The following is a 15,839-nucleotide window of genomic DNA, read 5'->3' as shown; positions in this document are numbered from 1 at the left end:
AGATAGGGGACCACGCCCAACAAGTCAAGACATTGCCCGACTTAATAGGCATTTCGGCCATTAATTGTGTCAAAGATCGTTGTCAACTTCATGCGCTTGGCATACTGATATACCAGATACCGGCCCCGGGAGGTTCACATGATCGACGAGGTACGCGAGGCGCTGCGCGGCGTGGTCGCCGTCACGGTCACCCCGTTCGACGACGGCGGCCGGATCGACGAGCCGGCGCTCGCGGCCGTCGTCGAGCGGCTGACGAGAGGCGGAGTGGGTGCCCTCACCCCCAACGGCAACACCGGGGAGTTCTACTCACTGGACGACGACGAGCTGTCCCGGGCCGTCACCGTCACCCGGAGGGCCGCGCCGGACGCCGTCGTGATCGCGGGGGTGGGCCACGAGGTGCGCCGGGCCGTACGGCTGGCCAGGGACGCCGCCCGGCAGGGCTGCCAGGCCGTCATGGTCCACCAGCCGGTGCACCCCTACCAGTCGGAGGCGGGCTGGACGGCCTACCACAGGGAGATCGCCCAGGCGGTGCCCGACCTCGGAGTGGTCTGCTACGTACGCTCCCCCGCCGTGACCGAGCGCGCCCTGCGCGACCTGCTGCGCGAGTGCCCCAACGTCGTGGGAGTCAAGTACGCGGTGCCCGACCCCGTGGCCATGGCCGTCCTCGCCGCCGCCGTCGAGGGGCCGGTGTGGCTGTGCGGGCTCGCCGAGACCTGGGCGCCGTTCTTCTGGCCCGGCGGCGCGGAGGGCTTCACCTCGGGCCTGGCGGTCATCGCCCCCGAGCGTTCGCTCGAACTGCACGCCCTGCTCCGGGCGGGTGACCGGGCCGGCGCCGCGAAGGTGTGGCGGCTGCTCAAGCCCATCGAGGACCTGCGTGCCAGGAACGGCGGCGAGCACAACGTCTCGGCGGTCAAGGAGGCGCTCGCGCAACTCGGCGTGTGCGGCAGGGCCGTACGCCCGCCGATGACCGAACTGACCGGCCCCGACCGGCAGCGGGTTTCGGACATCCTGCGTACGCTCGCCTGAGGTCCGTTCTAGGCCAGGCGGGCGACCGAGCGCTCGATGTGGCGACGGGTCAGCCGCTCGGCGAGCGCGGCCTCGCCCGCCTCGACGGCGGCGAGGATCGCCTCGTGCTCCTCGTGCTCCTCCGGCCACGTGGGCCGTCCCGCCACAGCACCGTGACGCTGCCGAGCGCGGCGAGATCCTGCAGGGTGTCGAGCTGGGCGACCACCAGTTCGTTGCCGCACCGGGCGTACAGCTCACGATGGAAGCGCCGGTTGGCCAGGCTGAGGGCCGCCGTGTCGGTGCCGGCGAGCAGCGCCCGCGCCTCGGCGAGGGCCGCCCGCGCGCCGTCCGCGGCGTGTCCGGAGGCCGCCGTACGGCCGATCGCCCACGGTTCGAGCAGCAGCCTGACCTCGTACGCCTTCCGGAGGTCGGCACGGCCCACCACGCGCACCGTCACCCCCCTGTTCGGGCCGATCACGACCAGCCCGGTGGCGGCCAGTCCGATGAGCGCCTCCCTGACGGGCGTCTTGGAGACCCCGAGCCGCTCGGCCAGGCGGCGCTCCACCAGCGTCTCCCCCTGCGCGATGCGCCCGGACAGGATCGCGGTGCGGATCGCGTCGGCGACCAGGTCGGTGCGGGTGGTCGACCTGGCCACCGGACTCAGCACGTGCTCAGCGGTCATGCGTACCGGTATACCAATCCCGATCAGTCGACGTCCGGCTCGGGCGCCCCGCCGGACCCCCTCATGAAGTCGAGGTCGCATCCCTCGTCGGCCTGGAGGATGTGCGCCTCGTGCAGCGCGCCGTACCCGCGGGTGTAGCGCGGGGGCGGCGGCGTCCAGGAGCGCCGCCTGCGGTCGAGCTCGTCGCCGGCGACCTCCAGCGTGAGCCGCCGCGCCTCGACGTCGAGGGTGATCGGGTCGCCGTCCCGCACCAGCGCCAGCGGCCCGCCGACGTGCGACTCCGGGGCGACGTGCAGCACGCACGCGCCGTAGCTGGTGCCGCTCATCCGCGCGTCGGAGATCCGCAGCATGTCGCGGACGCCCTGCTTCAGCAGCCGCTCCGGGATCGGCAGCATGCCGTGCTCGGGCATGCCGGGGCCGCCCTTCGGCCCGGCGCCGCGCAGCACCAGCACGCTGCCGGGCGTGACGTCCACCTCGTCGATCCTCCGCAAGAGGTCCTGGTGCCCCTCGAAGACCACGGCGGGCCCGGTGTGCCGCAGCAGCCGCGGCTCCGCGGCCACATGCTTGATCACCGCGCCGCCCGGCGCGAGGTTGCCGCGCAGCACGGCCAGCCCGCCCTCCGGCGACACCGGGTCGTCCCTGCGCCTGATGACCGTGTCGTCGTACGGCTCCCGCGTCGCGACACCGTGCCCGTGCACGCGTCCGTACACCGTGGGCCGGTCGAGGTGGAGCAGGTCCGCGATCCTGTGCAGCAGCGCGGGGACGCCGCCCGCCCGGTGGAAGTCCTCCATGAGGTGCGCTCCGCCGGGCCGTACGTCCGCGAGGACGGGCACCCGGCGGGAGGCGTCGTCGAAGTCGTCGAGCGTGAGGTGCACCCCGCTGCGGCGGGCCATCGCGATCAGGTGGATCACCGCGTTGGTCGAGCCGCCCAGGGCCAGCACGGCGGTCACCGCGTCGCGGTAGGCCCTCTCGTCCAGCACCTGCGACGGGCGGGGACCGTGCCAGGCCAGGTCCACCGCGAGACGGCCGCTCGCGGCGGCCATCCGGGTGTGCGCCGACAGCACGGCCGGGATCGAGGCGGCGCCCGGCAGCGTCAGCCCGAGCACCTCGGCCACCGAGGTCATCGTGGACGCCGTGCCCATCGTCATGCAGTGGCCGGGCGAGCGGGCGATGCCCTCCTCGATCTCCGCCCACTGCTCGTCGCCGAGCCTTCCCGCCCGTCGTTCGGCCCAGTATTTCCACATGTCGCTGCCGCTGCCGAGTCGCTGCCCGCGCCAGTCGCCGGGCAGCATCGGCCCGCACGGCACGAAGACGACCGGCAGGTCCGCGCTGATCGCGCCCATGACGAGCGCCGGGGTGGTCTTGTCGCACCCGCCCATGAGCACGGCGGCGTCGACGGGATAGGAGCGGAGCACCTCCTCGGTCTCCATCGCGAGCAGGTTCCGGTAGAGCATGGCGGTCGGCTTCTGGAACGTCTCCCCCACCGCCATGACCGGCAGCTCCGCCGGGTAGCCCCCGGCCTGCCAGACGCCGCGCCGCACGTCCTCGGCCCGCTCACGCAGATGCATGTGGCAGGGGTTGAGCTGGCTCCACGTGTTGAGGATGCCGACCACGGGCTTGCCGAGGTGCTCCTGCGCCGCGATGCCGAGCTGCCGGGTCCGCGCCCGGTGGCTGAACGACCTGAGGCTGTCGGCGCCATACCAGCGATGGCTGCGCAGCTCTTCCGCTCTCACTCGCTCGAACGTACGTCAGCGGATCGTGGTATATCAAGATATCTTCTTCCCTTTCGGGCGGGAGATCTCTAGCGTGGGCCGCCGTGACGATGCACACGGGCTCGCTCCGCTCGCGCGGCGGGGAGCAGCGGGTCACGTTCACCGAGCTGTTCTTCGACCTCGTGTACGTCTTCGCGGTCACCCAGCTCTCCCACCTGCTGCTCGGCCACCTGTCCTGGCGCGGCGCGGCGCAGACCCTGTTGCTGCTGCTCGCCGTCTGGTGGGCCTGGATTTACACCGCCTGGCACACGAACTGGTTCGACCCCGACCGTCCCTCGGTGCGGATCGTGCTGGTCGCCGTCATGCTGGCGAGCCTGGTCATGTCGGCGGCCCTCCCCCGGGCCTTCGGCGAGCACGGCCTGATGTTCGCCGCGGCGTACGTGGCCGTCCAGGTCGTCCGTACGGCGTCCTCGGTGGCAGCCGCGCCGCGGGGGCCGCTGCGGCGCAACCTGGCGCGTGTGCTCGCCTGGGCCGTGCTGTCGGGGGTGTTCTGGATCGCGGGCGGCCTCGCGCACGGCCTGCCCAGGGAACTGCTGTGGGCGGCCGCGGTGGGGACCGACCTGCTGGCGCCCTGGGTCGGGTTCGTCACCCCGGGCCTCGGCAGGTCGGCGACCACGGACTGGTCGATCGACGGCGCCCACCTGGCCGAGCGCTGCCAGCTCTTCCTGATCATCGCGTTCGGCGAGTCGATCCTGGTCACCGGGGCGACCTTCGCCGCGCACCCGTCGCCGGTCGCCGCCGCGGCCCTCGTCACCGCGTTCGGCGCGAGCGTCGGCCTGTGGTGGACCTACTTCGGCAGCAGCGCCGAGGCGGGCAGCCGGGTGATCGCCGCGGCGGACGACCCGGGGCGGCTCGCCCGCTCGGCCTACACCTTCCTCCACCTGCCGATGGTCGCGGGCGTCGTCGTGTCGGCCGTGGCCGACGAACTCGTGATCCATCACCCGGGCGGGCACACCGCGCCGGGGACGGCGATGGCCGTGCTGGGCGGTCCCGCGCTCTTCCTCACCGGGCACGCGCTGTTCAAGCGGGCCGTCTGGGGGCGCGTCCCGAGGTCGCATCTGGCGGGGGTGGTCGTCCTCGCCGCCCTCGGGGCCCTCACGCCGCTGGTGCCGCCCCTGGCACTCGCGGCCTGCGCCACCGCGACCGTGGCGGGCGTCGCCGTCCGTACGGCCCTCGCCCGCCGAGGGGAGCCGCGGGAGGGCTAGATGTGCTCCATGACGATGACCGCGGTGGTGTCGGGCTCGAGTGCCTCGAAGACGTGGGGGGCGTCGCCGGGGTAGGCGATGTAGTCGCCCGGCCCGAGCTCGACCGGTTCCTCCGCGGGCCCGGCCAGGGCCCGTCCGGTGCCGATCAGGAGGTGCTCGACGGTGCCGGCCATGTGCGGGTCGGAGGTGCGCGGCCTGCCCGGCTGGGCCGAGATGCGGTACAGGTCGCGCCGCGCGTGCGGCGGGCACGAGGCCAGCAGGGTGGCCGAGTAGCTGGCCTGCTCGGAGTAGGTCGCGGGCCCCTCCCCCGCCCGGATCACCCGTACGGCCGGCCGCGGCGGGTCGACCAGGCGGCTGAACGGCACGCCGAGCGCGACCCCGAGCGCCCACAGTGTCTCCACGCTGGGATTGCCGACGCCCGACTCCAGCTGGGAGAGCGTGGACTTGGCGATGCCCGCGCGCTTGGCCAGCTCGGTCAGCGACAGGCCGGCACGCTCGCGCTCCCTGCGGATGGACGCCGCGATGAGCGTGATCAGGTCGAAGGACGGCCTCTCAGCCACGTGTTCGCTCCACACTTCCATTTGTTCGACTTGACGAACCCCGCTGTCTTTGTTCACTCTACTGGACATGCATTCGCTATGGCGAACACTCGGTCGCGGCACGCTCCGCGACATCGCCCTGGTGTGCCTCGCCGACGCGATGGTGGGCGCCGCGTTCGGCGCGATCGCCGTGTCCGGCGGCCTGCCTCCGTGGGTGCCGGTCGTCATGTCCCTGCTGGTGTTCGCCGGAGGGGCGCAGTTCGCCGCGGTCGGCGTGGTGCTGTCCGGCGGCGCCCCGATCGCCGCCGTCGCGGCCGGCCTGGTGCTGAACGCGCGCCTGCTGCCGTTCGGCTTCGCGATCGGCGACGTCCTCGGCGGCCGGTGGTGGACACGCCTCACCGGCGCGCACCTCATGACGGACGAGGCGGTGGCGTTCGTGCTGCGCGACGACGATCCCCGCCGGCGTCATGCCGCGTTCTGGGCCTGCGGGCTCGGACTGTTCGTGAGCTGGAACGCGGCCGTCGTGCTCGGCGCGCTGGCCGGGCGCGGCATCGGCGACACCGACGCCCTGGGGCTGGACGCGGCCTTCCCCGCGGTGCTGCTCGCCCTCGTGCTGCCCTCGCTCGCCGAACGGAACGTCCGGAACGCCGCCCTGCGCCGGGCTTGCGTCCTGGGTGCGTTGGTCGCGGTGGCGGCCACGCCGTTCCTGCCCGCGGGGCTGCCGGTGCTGCTCGCCCTAATCGGCCTGGTGCTCGCCACGCGCGCACCGGCGCCGCTGCCCGACCGGGAGGTCCGCTGATGCCCCTGCTCGCCGTCGTCGCGCTGGCCGCGGGAACCTACGCGTTCCGCCTGGCCGGGCCGGTGCTGCGCCACCGGCTCCGGCTGCCCGGCCGCCTTCGCCACCTGCTGTCCGTCGCCGCGACCGTGCTGCTCATCGCCCTGGTGGCCACCTCGGCCCTCACCGAGGGGCACGGCTTCGCCGGATGGGCCAGGCCCGCCGGGGTGCTCGTCGCCGGGATCCTCACGCTGCGGAAGGCGCCTTTCCCCCTGATCGTCGTCCTCGCCGCCGCCACCACGGCGGTCCTCCGCCTCCTCGGCGTGCCCTGAGACGAGGAAGGGCGCTCTACGGCATCAGAAAAGAGACAGGTTGGGCAGCAGCTTTCCCACCGCCTCGATCAGTCCTTCAGCGGCGGTGATCGCCTCGGCGGCTTCTTCTTCGCTCACATCGTCCCCCGGCCGTAGCGGATACTCGATCTCGTTGCGGCGGCGGCGCAGCATCCCGAAGTCCCTGAAGGTGTTGCCGAACTGGGCTCTGAGCACCTCTTCGACCACATAGTGTCCACCCGCCGATGTGGGCCGCAGCCCTTGGTGCGCCAGCACGGCCGAACAGGCGTGGCGAGCGGCGTCGTAGGCGAGGATGAAGGCACTGTCCGGATCGTCGCCGATATGGCGAGAGGTGCGCAGGGTCCGTACGGCTCGTTCCAGCCAGTCCGTGCCGTCGGCGGCGGATCCGCCGACCTTTTGGAGACGGCCCTCCTCGAGCAGCCGTTGAACCTCCGCCTCACCGCGAGACCAGCGCATCAACCAGTCCCCTCGGATAGTTCCCTCACCCATACCACGGGGGACGACTGTATTTGCTCCACCAGGGGGTTCGCGGCTTCTTTCCAGCGATCGACGGTGACGAGAACGGGATTGACGGGAATGCCCAGCCTGCTTTCCACGCGCTCGGCGGACTCGTACACATCAGCCCGTGAGGCCGGCCCGACGACCAGCACGTCGATGTCATTGGGCGGCGGGCCCGGCTCGCCGTGGTATCGACGCGCCCAAGACCCGAAGATCGCCACCGCGTCGACCCCCGGAACATCGGCGAATTCCTGTTCGACGAACGTGTGCGGCCCGAATGACAAGGTCAGCAGTTCGGTGAGCGGTTTGGCGTACCGGCCGCGCACCTTGGCGCGAACCAGATGCGCTCTACCTACCCGGCGATCGAGGAGGAGCCCTGCCTGCACCAGGCGACTCGCTTCGCGTTGGATCGTCGACAGCGGAGCATCGAGGCGAGCCGCGAGTTCGGTCAGAGTGAACTCCCGCTCCGGCTGAAGGTACAGAAGAGCGAGCAACTCCGCCTGGTGCCTCGATCGGAAGATCGGCAACAACGGCGGAGCATCACTACGCATAGGTGCAAGTTATCACCCATCTAAGTGGAGCTTCCGCCTGATCGGGTCGCCGGGAACGACAAAAGGGCGGTCGATCGACCGCCCTTGAGGTGTGGTGGAGCTATGGGGACTCGAACCCCAGACCCCTTCCATGCCATGGAAGTGCGCTACCAGCTGCGCTATAGCCCCTTGCGACGGAGTCAGTGTATAGGAGTCCGCGCGGGGACGGTAACCGGACGAGCCGATGTCACACAACGGCGGGCATGATACGTCTGGCGTGACATGACCATCGAAGTCTTCACCGCGCACCGGAGCCTGCTCGCCGGTGTGGCCTACCGCATCCTCGGCAGCGCCGCGGACGCGGAGGACGTGGTCCAGGAGGCGTGGCTGCGCTGGGCGGAGGTGGACGCCGCGTCGGTGGCCGACCCGAAGGCCTACCTGGTGCGCGTCACCACCAACCTCGCCATCGACCGGCTGCGCCGGGTGCGGGCCAGGCGTGAGGCGTACGTCGGTCCCTGGCTGCCCGAGCCGGTCGTCACCGCGCCGGACTCCGGTGAGTCCGCGGAACGCGCCGACAGCGTCGAGCTGGCCCTCCTCGTCGTGCTGGAGACGCTGTCCCCGCTGGAACGGGCCGTGTTCGTCCTGCGGGAGGCGTTCGGCTTCTCCCATGCCGAGATCGCCGAAATCCTCGGCCGGGGCGAGCCCGCCGTACGGCAACTCGCCAGACGCGCCCGCGACCACGTGCGCGAGCGCAGGCCGCGCTTCGACGTGGACCGGCGCGAGCGGCGCAGGATCACCGAGCGCTTCGTCGCGGCCTGCGCGGAAGGGGACATCGAGGGCCTGACTGCGCTGCTCGCTGCGGACGTCCGCATGGTCGGCGACGGCGGCGGCAAGGCGCGGGCGCCGCTGCGGGAGCTGGCCGGCGCCGTGCCGGTCGCCCGTTTCCTCGTCGCGATCGCGAGCGCGGAGGGCCGCCGGCGCTTCCTTGCCTCCATCGGCGCTCCCCCGGCCAAGGAGATGGACATGGAGATCGCCGAGGTCAACGGCGGGCCCGCGATCGTCGCCCGCCTGGACGGCCGTCCCGTCACGGTCGTCTCGCTGGTCATCACCGATGGTCTGGTGGACACGGTCTATCTCATCGCCAACCCGGAGAAGATGTCACGGATCGAGGCCCGGGACGCGTCCGGGAGTGCATGAGAGAAAACATCACGATCGTGGGCGGCGGGCTCGCCGGGCTGACCGCCGCCATCGCCTGCGCCGAGGGCGGCGCGGCCGTCGTCCTGCACGAGGCGCACCACACCCTCGGCGGGCGCGCCCGCTCCACCGCCACGCCGTACGTCGCCAACGACGGCACCCACGTCTTCTACTCCGACGGCCTGCCCTGGCGGTGGCTGGACGAGCGGGGACTGGTCCGGCCGTACGCTCCGCTGCGGCCGGGGCACCTGGCCCGGGCGCGGTTCCGCCGGGGCGGGAGGCTGACCGGCCGGCCCCCGGCCGGGCTGCTGCGGATGATCCTCCGGCGTGGTCTCAAGGCGCCGGTGGACGAGGACTTCGGCTCCTGGGCCACCCGCCGCTTCGGCGCCGAGGCCGCACGGGCCGCCGCAGGGCTGCTGGGAGTCGTCACCTACGACGCCGACCCCGGCCGCCTGTCGGCGGCCTTCGCCTGGGAGCGGATCGGGCGGGCGTTCGCCCCGCGGTACCCGTCGGTCCGCTACGTGATCGGCGGCTGGGGGCGGGTGATCGACCGGATGGCCGCGCGGGCACGCGACCTCGGCGTACGCGTCGAGACCGGGTCGAGGGTGGACCGGCTGCCGGAGGGACGGGTGATCGTCGCCACCTCCCTCGACGCCGCCCGCGGCCTGCTGGGCGACGACTCGCTGCGCTGGGAGAGCGGCCGGGCGGTCCTGCTCGACCTCGCGGTACGCGCCGACCCTCGGGACCTGTTCCTCGTCAGCGACCTGGACGAGGGCGGCTTCCTGGAGCGTTACTCGCTGCCCGACCCGTCCCTTGCCCCTGCCGGGGAAAGCCTCGTCCAGATGGAGATGCCGATGCGTCCCGGTGAGCCGAAGGCCGTTGCGCTCGGGCGGCTGGAGCGGATCGCCGACCTCGCCCTCCCGGGCTGGCGCGGGCGGGTCACCTGGCGCCGCGACGCCGTGGCCGCCGGGCGCAGCGGCGCGCTCGACCTGCCCGGCACGTCGTGGCGCGACCGGCCGGCGGTCGAGCGCGGCGACGGCGTCTGGCTGACCGGCGACCAGGTGGCGGCGCCCGGCCTGCTCGCCGAGGTGTCGATCAACAGCGCACTCGCGGCGGCCGGCGCCCTCGCCTCCCGGTCGCTGTCCCGGCGGGCGGCCTGACGCACGGCGTCTGCGTCTGACACGCGAACGGGCCCTTCCCCTGGAGGGGAAGGGCCCGCAGGATCAGCCGAGGGCCCGGATCAGCCGAGAGCGGCGAGCAGCCGGTCGTACTCGGCCTGCGTGACGCCCAGCACCGTGCCATGACGCGGGCGGCTCGGAAGCTGGTAGTCGGCCGGGACGGTCCAGTCGCCCTTCTCGAGGTCGGTCGACTCGAACGGCACGTAGCCGCGGCCGCCGTACTCGTCGATGAACAGGTACCACTTGTCCTCGGTGTTGGACTTGAAGATCGTCGGCCCCTCACCGCGCGACAGCGCGCCGGAGCCGATGCACTCCTTCAGGAAGTCCCAGTTCGTGCTGGTCAGCGAGGTGGACTTCTCCTCGATGATGTACTTGCTGCATGGGCTGGAGGAGGAGTTGTTCCTCTCGTCCTTCGTGAAGCGGTAGTAGGTCCCGTTGTGCTCGATCACGGTCGAGTCGATGACCGAGTAGCCCGGGTCCTTCCAGATCTTCGGCTCCGAGAAGGTGTAGAAGTCGCGGGTCGTCGCGTACACCATCTTGTTGTACGTGTCCCCCGTGTGCTGCGGGTTGCCGTACAGCTTGGACGCCCAGAACACCACGTACGCGCCGAGGGTCTTGTCGTAGTACGCCTCCGGGGCCCACGTGTTGCCGGCCTCCGGCGGGGAGACCTGGACGAGCCGCTGGTTCGTCCAGTGCACCAGGTCGGTCGACTCGGCCACCATGATCGAGCGGCTGCCGCTGCGCTGCGCGCGGTCCCAGTCGCCGTTGCCGTAGATCTTGAGGTCCGTGGCGATCAGGTAGAACCGGTCGCCTCGGCGAGCGGATGACGAACGGGTCGCGCAGACCCTTCTCGCCGACGTCGGAGGTGACGACCGGCGGCCGCCGTTGAGCTCCTGCCAGTGCAGCGGGTCGTTGCCCTTGCTCAGCGCGTTGTAGATCTGCTCGCCGTTCGAGTAGCCCTCACCGGTGAAGTAGGCGAACAGGTAGCCCTTGTACGGCTCCTTGACGGGCAGCGCCGGCACCTCGGGCTTGAAGATCCGCACGGCCTGGTGTCCGCCGCGCGAGATCGTCGCCTTGAGGTTCACCTTCACGGCGTTGGCGCCCGGCTGCGGCCGGTTGACCTCGCCGGTCTCGCTGAGCGTGTCCGGCTTGCTGGACCGCCAGGTGATGGTGGTGCCGTTCTCGCCCTTCGTCGGCAGCGTCAGGTTGCCGCGGACGTCGTCGATGTTGTGGACGACGAGCTTGCCGGCGTCGGTCTCCACGGCCCGCTTGTCGGTGTAGATCGCCTCGACGGTGACGTCGAACGTCTTCGCCTCCGTCGCCGTGCCCTTGGTGAGCGTGGCGGTGAGGGTGACGTGCGCGTCCGCCGCGCCCGCCGGCGGCCGGGTGACCGCGCCGGTCGTGCTGACGACGGACGGGTCACTGGAGGCCCAGGTGATCGTGGACCCGGACGCGCCCTTGGCCGGCAGCGTCAGGTCGGACCGGACCGCACCGGTGTCGCCAAGGTCGAGCGCCGCCGCGTCCTGCTTGACGATCTCGGCGTTGACCGGTCCGGCGAGCTGGGCGATCTCGGCCGCGCCGAGGGCCCGGCTGTAGACGCGGAAGTCCTTGACCCTGCCCTTGAGGTACTTGTCGCCCGAGTAGAGCGAGCGGCCGATGTAGTTGGCCGTGGTCGTGCCGCCGCCGATCGAGCCCGGGGTGAGCGTGACGGCGGTGTTGCGGGCCACCTCGTCGCCGTTCTGGTACAGCACTCCGACGCCGCCGCCCAGCGTGTACGCGATGTGCTGCCAGCCGCCGCGCGGGAGGTTGACGCCGGCGTTGGCGTTCTGCTCGGTCGACCAGTTGCCCGAGGCGATCGACGTGCGGAAGGTGTTGCCGGTGGTGAACAGATAGCCGTTGCCGTTCGACCCGCTGGAGTTGCCGAAGCCGTAGACGAAGTACGGCGTGGCCTGCGTGGGGTCGATCCAGACGTCGAGCGCGACCGTGATCGAGGTCATGCCGCGCATCAGGTTGTCGGGCACCTTGACGTACCCGTTCGTGCCGCCGAGCCGGAGGCCGTCGCCCCAGCTCGCGTCACCGTTGAGCGTGCCGTTCCTGCCGTTGCCCGAGGAGTCGGAGGCCACCGTGCCGGAGGTCTCGTCGAGCTTGTACCAGAGAGCGAGGCCCTCGTCCGCCGCCGAGGCGGCCGACGGGACGAGTGCCCCGGCTCCGAGTGTGAGGGCGGCCAGGCCGCCCATCACGAGCTTTCTTACCATCAAAATCCTTGCGCGAGCCGATAGTAGGCCTGGTTCCACCGCAGTTCCTTGGTGAACTGGCGGGAGGTGGTCGCCTCGTCGATGACGAGCAACTCGACGCCGAGCATGTCGGCGAAGTCGGTCAGCTCCTCGGACCCGACGGCAGAGGAGAGCACCGTGTGGTGCGGGGCGCCCGCCGTGATCCACGACTCGGCGGAGGTGCGCAGGTCGGGCCGGGGCCGCCACACGGCACGGGCGACCGGCAGGGCGGGCAGCGGCTCGGGCGGGGCGACCACGTCGATCTCGTTGGCCACCAGCCGGAAGCGCTCGCCCATGTCGGACAGGCCGACCACCACGGCGGGGCCGGGGGCGGCGTCGAACACCAGCCGCACCGGGTCCTCCCTGCCGCCGATGCTCAGCGGGTGGATCTCGCACGAGGGGGTGTCCGCCGCGACCGTCGGGCAGACCTCCAGCATGTGCGCGCCGAGGATGAGCTCCTCGCCCGGGGTGAGGTGGTAGGTGTAGTCCTCCATGAACGAGGTGCCGCCGGGCAGGCCCGCCGACATGACCTTGAGCGTGCGCAGCAGCACCGAGGTCTTCCAGTCGCCCTCGCCGCCGAAGCCGTAGCCCTCGGCCATGAGCCGCTGCACGGCCAGGCCGGGAAGCTGGCGCAGCCCGCCCAGGTCCTCGAAGTTCGTGGTGAACGCCTTGAAGCCGCCGCCCTCCAGGAAGTGCCGCAGGCCCAGCTCGATACGGGCCGCGTACCGCAGCGACTCGTGCCGCTCCCCGCCCGCGCGCAGCTCGGGGGCCATCCGGTAGAGGTCCTCGTACTCCTTGACGAGGGCGGACACGTCGGCGTCCGCGGCGGCGTCCACGGCCTCGACCAGCTCGTTGACGCCGTAGGTGTTCACCGACACCCCGAACCGCAGCTGCGCCTCGACCTTGTCGCCCTCGGTCACGGCGACGTCGCGCATGTTGTCGCCGAAGCGGGCCAGGCGCAGCGAGCCGACCTCGGCCCGGCCGGCCGCGGCGCGGGCCCAGGTGGCGATCCGCGCCGCCACCGCCGGGTCGCTCACGTGGCCCGCGACGGTCTTGCGCGGCACGCCGAGGCGCGTCTGGATGTAGCCGAACTCACGGTCGCCGTGGGCGGCCTGGTTGAGGTTCATGAAGTCCATGTCGATGGAGCTCCACGGCAACTCCACGTTGGCCTGCGTGTGCAGGTGCAGCAGCGGCTTGCGCAACGCGTCCAGGCCGGCGATCCACATCTTGGCCGGGGAGAACGTGTGCATCCACGCGATCAGGCCGATGCAGTCGTCGTCACCGTTGGCCTCAAGGCACACGCGGCGGATGGCCGCCGCGTCGGTGAGCACGGGCCGCCACTCGAGCTCGAACGGCAACGCCTCGCCCAGCTGCTCGGCGATGCGCCGGGACTGCTCGGCCACCTGCCGCAGCGTGTCCTCGCCGTACAGGCCCTGGCTACCGGTCAGGAACCATAGCTTCACAGGTGACTCCTCTGTCCATAGACGTTCTGATACCGGTCGTACAAGCGGTCGATGTCGCCCTGCGCGATCGGCAGGGGCTCACCGAGCTGCCGGGAGACATGCACAGTGCGGGCGACGTCCTCGCACATCACGGCGGCCTTGACGGCCGCCTTCGGCGACTCGCCGATGGTGAACACGCCGTGGTTCTGCATCAGCACGGCGCGGGAGCGGTGCCCGGTCAGGGTCGCGACGATCCCCTTGCCGATGTCGTCGTTGCCGATGAGCGCGAACGGCCCGAGGGGGATCTCCCCGCCGAACTCGTCGGCCATCGCGGTGAGCACGCACGGGATGGCCTCACCGCGCGCCGCCCACGCCGAGGCGTACGTGGAGTGGGTGTGCACGACCCCGTTGACCTCCGGCATGTGCCGGTAGACGTAGGCGTGCGCGGCCGTGTCACTGGACGGGGACAGGTCGCCCTCGACCAGGTTGCCGTCGAGGTCGCAGACCACGATGGACTCGGGGGTCAGGTCGTCGTACGACACCCCGCTGGGCTTGATGACGAACAGGTCCTCGCCCGGCACCCGGCCCGACACGTTGCCGGCCGTCCAGGCGACGAGGTTGTATCGCACCAGTTCGGCGTGGAGCCGGCAGACTTCCCTGCGAAGTTCATCGATCATGCGCTGGCCTCGTTCCTGATCGCGCGGAGCCGGTGGAGCATCTCGCCGTCCGCGAAGTGGTCGTGCAACCTGCGATATTCGGCGTACAGCCGGTCGTAGGCGTCGGCCCGCTCGGCGTCGGGCACGTACGCCGCCGCCTCGCGCTTGCCCATCGCCGCCGCGGCGGCCGTGATATCGGGGTAGGCGCCCGCCGCGACGGCGGCGTGGATGGCCGAGCCGAGGGCCGGCCCCTGGTCGGAGCCGATCACCGACAGCGGGCGGCGCAGCACGTCGGCGTACGTCTGCATGAGGAAGCGGTTCTTGAGCAGGCCGCCGGCGACCACGAACTCCTCGACCGGCACCCCGGCCGCCTCGAACGTCTCCACGATCGTGCGGGCGCCGAAGGCGGTGGCCTCGATGAGCGCGCGGTAGACGTCCTCGGGGCGGGTGGCGAGCGTCTGCCCGACGATGACGCCGGACAGGGTGTGGTCGACCAGGACCGAGCGGTTGCCGCCGTGCCAGTCGAGGGCGACCAGCCCGTGCTGCCCCACCTTCTGCTCGGCCGCGAGCGAGGTCAGGTACTCGTGCAGCCCGACTCCCGCCTCCGCCGCCCGCTCGGCGTACGACGCGGGCACGCAGTTGTCCACGAACCAGCCGAAGATGTCGCCGACGGCGGACTGGCCCGCCTCGTAGCCCCACAGCCCGGGGACGATGCCGTCGCGCACCACGCCGCACATGCCGGGAACCTCGGCGAGCTGGTCGGAGCACATGACGTGGCAGGTGGAGGTGCCCATGATGGCGACCATCTGGCCGGGCCGCACGGCGTCGGCCGCGGCCGCGGTGACGTGGGCGTCGACGTTGCCGACCGCCACCGCGATCCCCTCGGGCAGTCCCGTCCACTCGGCGGCCCGCGCGGTCAGGTGACCGGCGAGGCCGCCGAGCGGAGCGAGATCCTGGCCGAGCTTCCGGGTGAACCCGGAGAAGGCGGGATTGAGCGCGGCCAGGAAGTCCTCGGACGGATAGGCGCCGTCCTGGTGGACGGCCTTGTACCCGGCGGTGCAGACGTTGCGGGTCTCCACCCCGGTGAGCTGCCAGATGATCCAGTCGGCGGCCTCGATCCAGCGGTCGGCCCGCTCGTACAGCTCCGGGTCCTCCTCCAGCAGTTGCAGGCCCTTGGCGAAGGCCCACTCGGAGGAGATCTTGCCGCCGTACCGCGGCAGCCACGCCTCGCCGCGCTCGGCGGCCAGCGCGTTGATGCGGTCGGCGTGCGGCTGCGCCGCGTGGTGCTTCCAGAGCTTCGGCCAGGCGTGCGGCCGCTCGGGGAACTCCTCGCACAGCGGGTGGCCGTCGGCCGTGGCGGGCAGGATCGTGCAGGCCGTGAAGTCCGTGCCGATGCCGACCACCTGCTCCGCGGCGACCTGCGCGTCGGCCAGGGCCTTCGGCACGGCGTTGCGCAGCACGTCGATCCAGTCGGCCGGCGACTGCAGGGCCCAGTCCGGTCCGAGGCGGACGCCGGAGCCGGGCAGCGCGTCCTCGATCACGCGGTGGGCGTACTCGTGCACGGCGCTGCCCAGCTCCGCGCCGTCGCTCACGCGCACCACCACGGCGCGGCCTGACAACGTTCCGTAATCCACACCGACCACGTAGCGGTCACTGTTAACGTTCACACTCAACCTCCAGAGGCTCTTGTGCCGGCCACACCCGGAGCGGGGGCCGCCGGCCGGCGGATGCGGCCGGCGG

Annotated in this window: 14 protein-coding genes, 1 tRNA gene and 1 pseudogene; 6 read left to right on the top strand and 10 right to left on the bottom strand. The window is 71.8% G+C overall.

Features of this window, described 5'->3' with window-relative positions:
- Positions 1–138 precede the first annotated feature (138 nt).
- Complete coding sequence (locus B1L11_RS21260; protein WP_079316098.1) at positions 139–1,026, top strand: dihydrodipicolinate synthase family protein; 888 nt, start codon at positions 139–141, stop codon at positions 1,024–1,026.
- An 8-nt stretch (positions 1,027–1,034) separates the two neighbouring features.
- Here B1L11_RS21260 and B1L11_RS21255 read toward each other — a convergent pair.
- A pseudogene (locus B1L11_RS21255) lies at positions 1,035–1,687 on the bottom strand (GntR family transcriptional regulator).
- A gap of 23 nt (positions 1,688–1,710) precedes the next feature.
- Positions 1,711–3,420 carry an IlvD/Edd family dehydratase gene (locus B1L11_RS21250; protein WP_079316097.1) on the bottom strand — a complete coding sequence of 570 codons (1,710 nt, stop codon included), beginning with the start codon at positions 3,418–3,420 and terminating at the stop codon, positions 1,711–1,713.
- Between the two features lie 89 nt (positions 3,421–3,509).
- Here B1L11_RS21250 and B1L11_RS21245 point away from each other — a divergent pair, with 89 nt between their 5' ends.
- Positions 3,510–4,664 (top strand): low temperature requirement protein A, encoded by a 1,155-nt coding sequence (locus tag B1L11_RS21245; RefSeq protein WP_079316131.1) that lies wholly within the window; start codon positions 3,510–3,512, stop codon positions 4,662–4,664.
- Here the strand turns inward: B1L11_RS21245 and B1L11_RS21240 are convergent.
- Positions 4,661–5,224 (bottom strand): helix-turn-helix domain-containing protein, encoded by a 564-nt coding sequence (locus B1L11_RS21240; protein WP_204048849.1) that lies wholly within the window; start codon positions 5,222–5,224, stop codon positions 4,661–4,663. The genes B1L11_RS21245 and B1L11_RS21240 overlap by 4 nt on opposite strands.
- Before the next feature lie 67 nt (positions 5,225–5,291).
- Here B1L11_RS21240 and B1L11_RS21235 point away from each other — a divergent pair, with 67 nt between their 5' ends.
- Entirely contained in the window at positions 5,292–6,002 is a 711-nt protein-coding gene (locus B1L11_RS21235; RefSeq protein ID WP_079316095.1) for an AzlC family ABC transporter permease, read from the top strand.
- Positions 6,002–6,310, top strand: coding sequence for an AzlD domain-containing protein (locus B1L11_RS21230; RefSeq protein ID WP_079316094.1), 309 nt, complete (start codon positions 6,002–6,004; stop codon positions 6,308–6,310). Before B1L11_RS21235 ends, B1L11_RS21230 begins: the two co-directional genes overlap by 1 nt.
- A 24-nt stretch (positions 6,311–6,334) precedes the next feature.
- Here the strand turns inward: B1L11_RS21230 and B1L11_RS21225 are convergent, their stop codons facing one another.
- From B1L11_RS21225 to B1L11_RS21215, 3 genes are all read right to left on the bottom strand, one after another.
- Positions 6,335–6,784 (bottom strand): HEPN domain-containing protein, encoded by a 450-nt coding sequence (locus B1L11_RS21225; RefSeq protein ID WP_179155260.1) that lies wholly within the window; start codon positions 6,782–6,784, stop codon positions 6,335–6,337.
- Entirely contained in the window at positions 6,784–7,320 is a 537-nt protein-coding gene (locus tag B1L11_RS21220; protein WP_218671233.1) for a hypothetical protein, read from the bottom strand. The genes B1L11_RS21225 and B1L11_RS21220 overlap by 1 nt, the downstream gene beginning before the upstream one ends.
- A gap of 149 nt (positions 7,321–7,469) precedes the next feature.
- Positions 7,470–7,545: transfer RNA gene (locus B1L11_RS21215), tRNA-Ala, on the bottom strand.
- 93 nt (positions 7,546–7,638) lie between these two features.
- Here B1L11_RS21215 and B1L11_RS21210 point away from each other — a divergent pair.
- Together B1L11_RS21210 and B1L11_RS21205 are read left to right on the top strand one after the other, a co-directional pair.
- Positions 7,639–8,553, top strand: a complete 915-nt coding sequence (locus tag B1L11_RS21210) for an RNA polymerase sigma-70 factor (RefSeq protein ID WP_079316092.1) — start codon at positions 7,639–7,641, stop codon at positions 8,551–8,553.
- Positions 8,550–9,710 carry an NAD(P)-binding protein gene (locus B1L11_RS21205; protein WP_079316091.1) on the top strand — a complete coding sequence of 387 codons (1,161 nt, stop codon included), beginning with the start codon at positions 8,550–8,552 and terminating at the stop codon, positions 9,708–9,710. The genes B1L11_RS21210 and B1L11_RS21205 overlap by 4 nt, the downstream gene beginning before the upstream one ends.
- An 80-nt stretch (positions 9,711–9,790) precedes the next feature.
- Here the strand turns inward: B1L11_RS21205 and B1L11_RS21200 are convergent, their stop codons facing one another.
- From B1L11_RS21200 to araB, 4 genes are read right to left on the bottom strand one after another with little or no spacing between them, the layout of a single operon-like run.
- The gene (locus B1L11_RS21200; RefSeq protein WP_218671232.1) at positions 9,791–11,983 is read right to left on the bottom strand and encodes an immunoglobulin-like domain-containing protein; all 2,193 of its coding nucleotides are present in this window, start codon (positions 11,981–11,983) and stop codon (positions 9,791–9,793) included.
- The gene (araA, locus tag B1L11_RS21195; protein ID WP_079316090.1) at positions 11,983–13,464 is read right to left on the bottom strand and encodes an L-arabinose isomerase; all 1,482 of its coding nucleotides are present in this window, start codon (positions 13,462–13,464) and stop codon (positions 11,983–11,985) included. The genes B1L11_RS21200 and araA overlap by 1 nt, the downstream gene beginning before the upstream one ends.
- On the bottom strand, positions 13,461–14,120 hold the full coding sequence (locus B1L11_RS21190; protein ID WP_079316089.1) for an L-ribulose-5-phosphate 4-epimerase: 660 nt from the start codon (positions 14,118–14,120) through the stop codon (positions 13,461–13,463). The genes araA and B1L11_RS21190 overlap by 4 nt, the downstream gene beginning before the upstream one ends.
- A complete protein-coding gene (araB, locus tag B1L11_RS21185; protein ID WP_218671236.1) occupies positions 14,117–15,742 on the bottom strand; it encodes a ribulokinase in 1,626 nt (541 codons plus the stop codon). Before araB ends, B1L11_RS21190 begins: the two co-directional genes overlap by 4 nt.
- Positions 15,743–15,839: the final 97 nt, after the last annotated feature.

This window comes from Microbispora sp. GKU 823 (assembly GCF_002027145.1).
GTDB classification, from domain to species: Bacteria; Actinomycetota; Actinomycetes; order Streptosporangiales; family Streptosporangiaceae; genus Microbispora; species Microbispora siamensis.
Note: the sequence above shows the minus strand (reverse complement) of the source record. Positions and strands in the feature narration are given on the sequence as shown.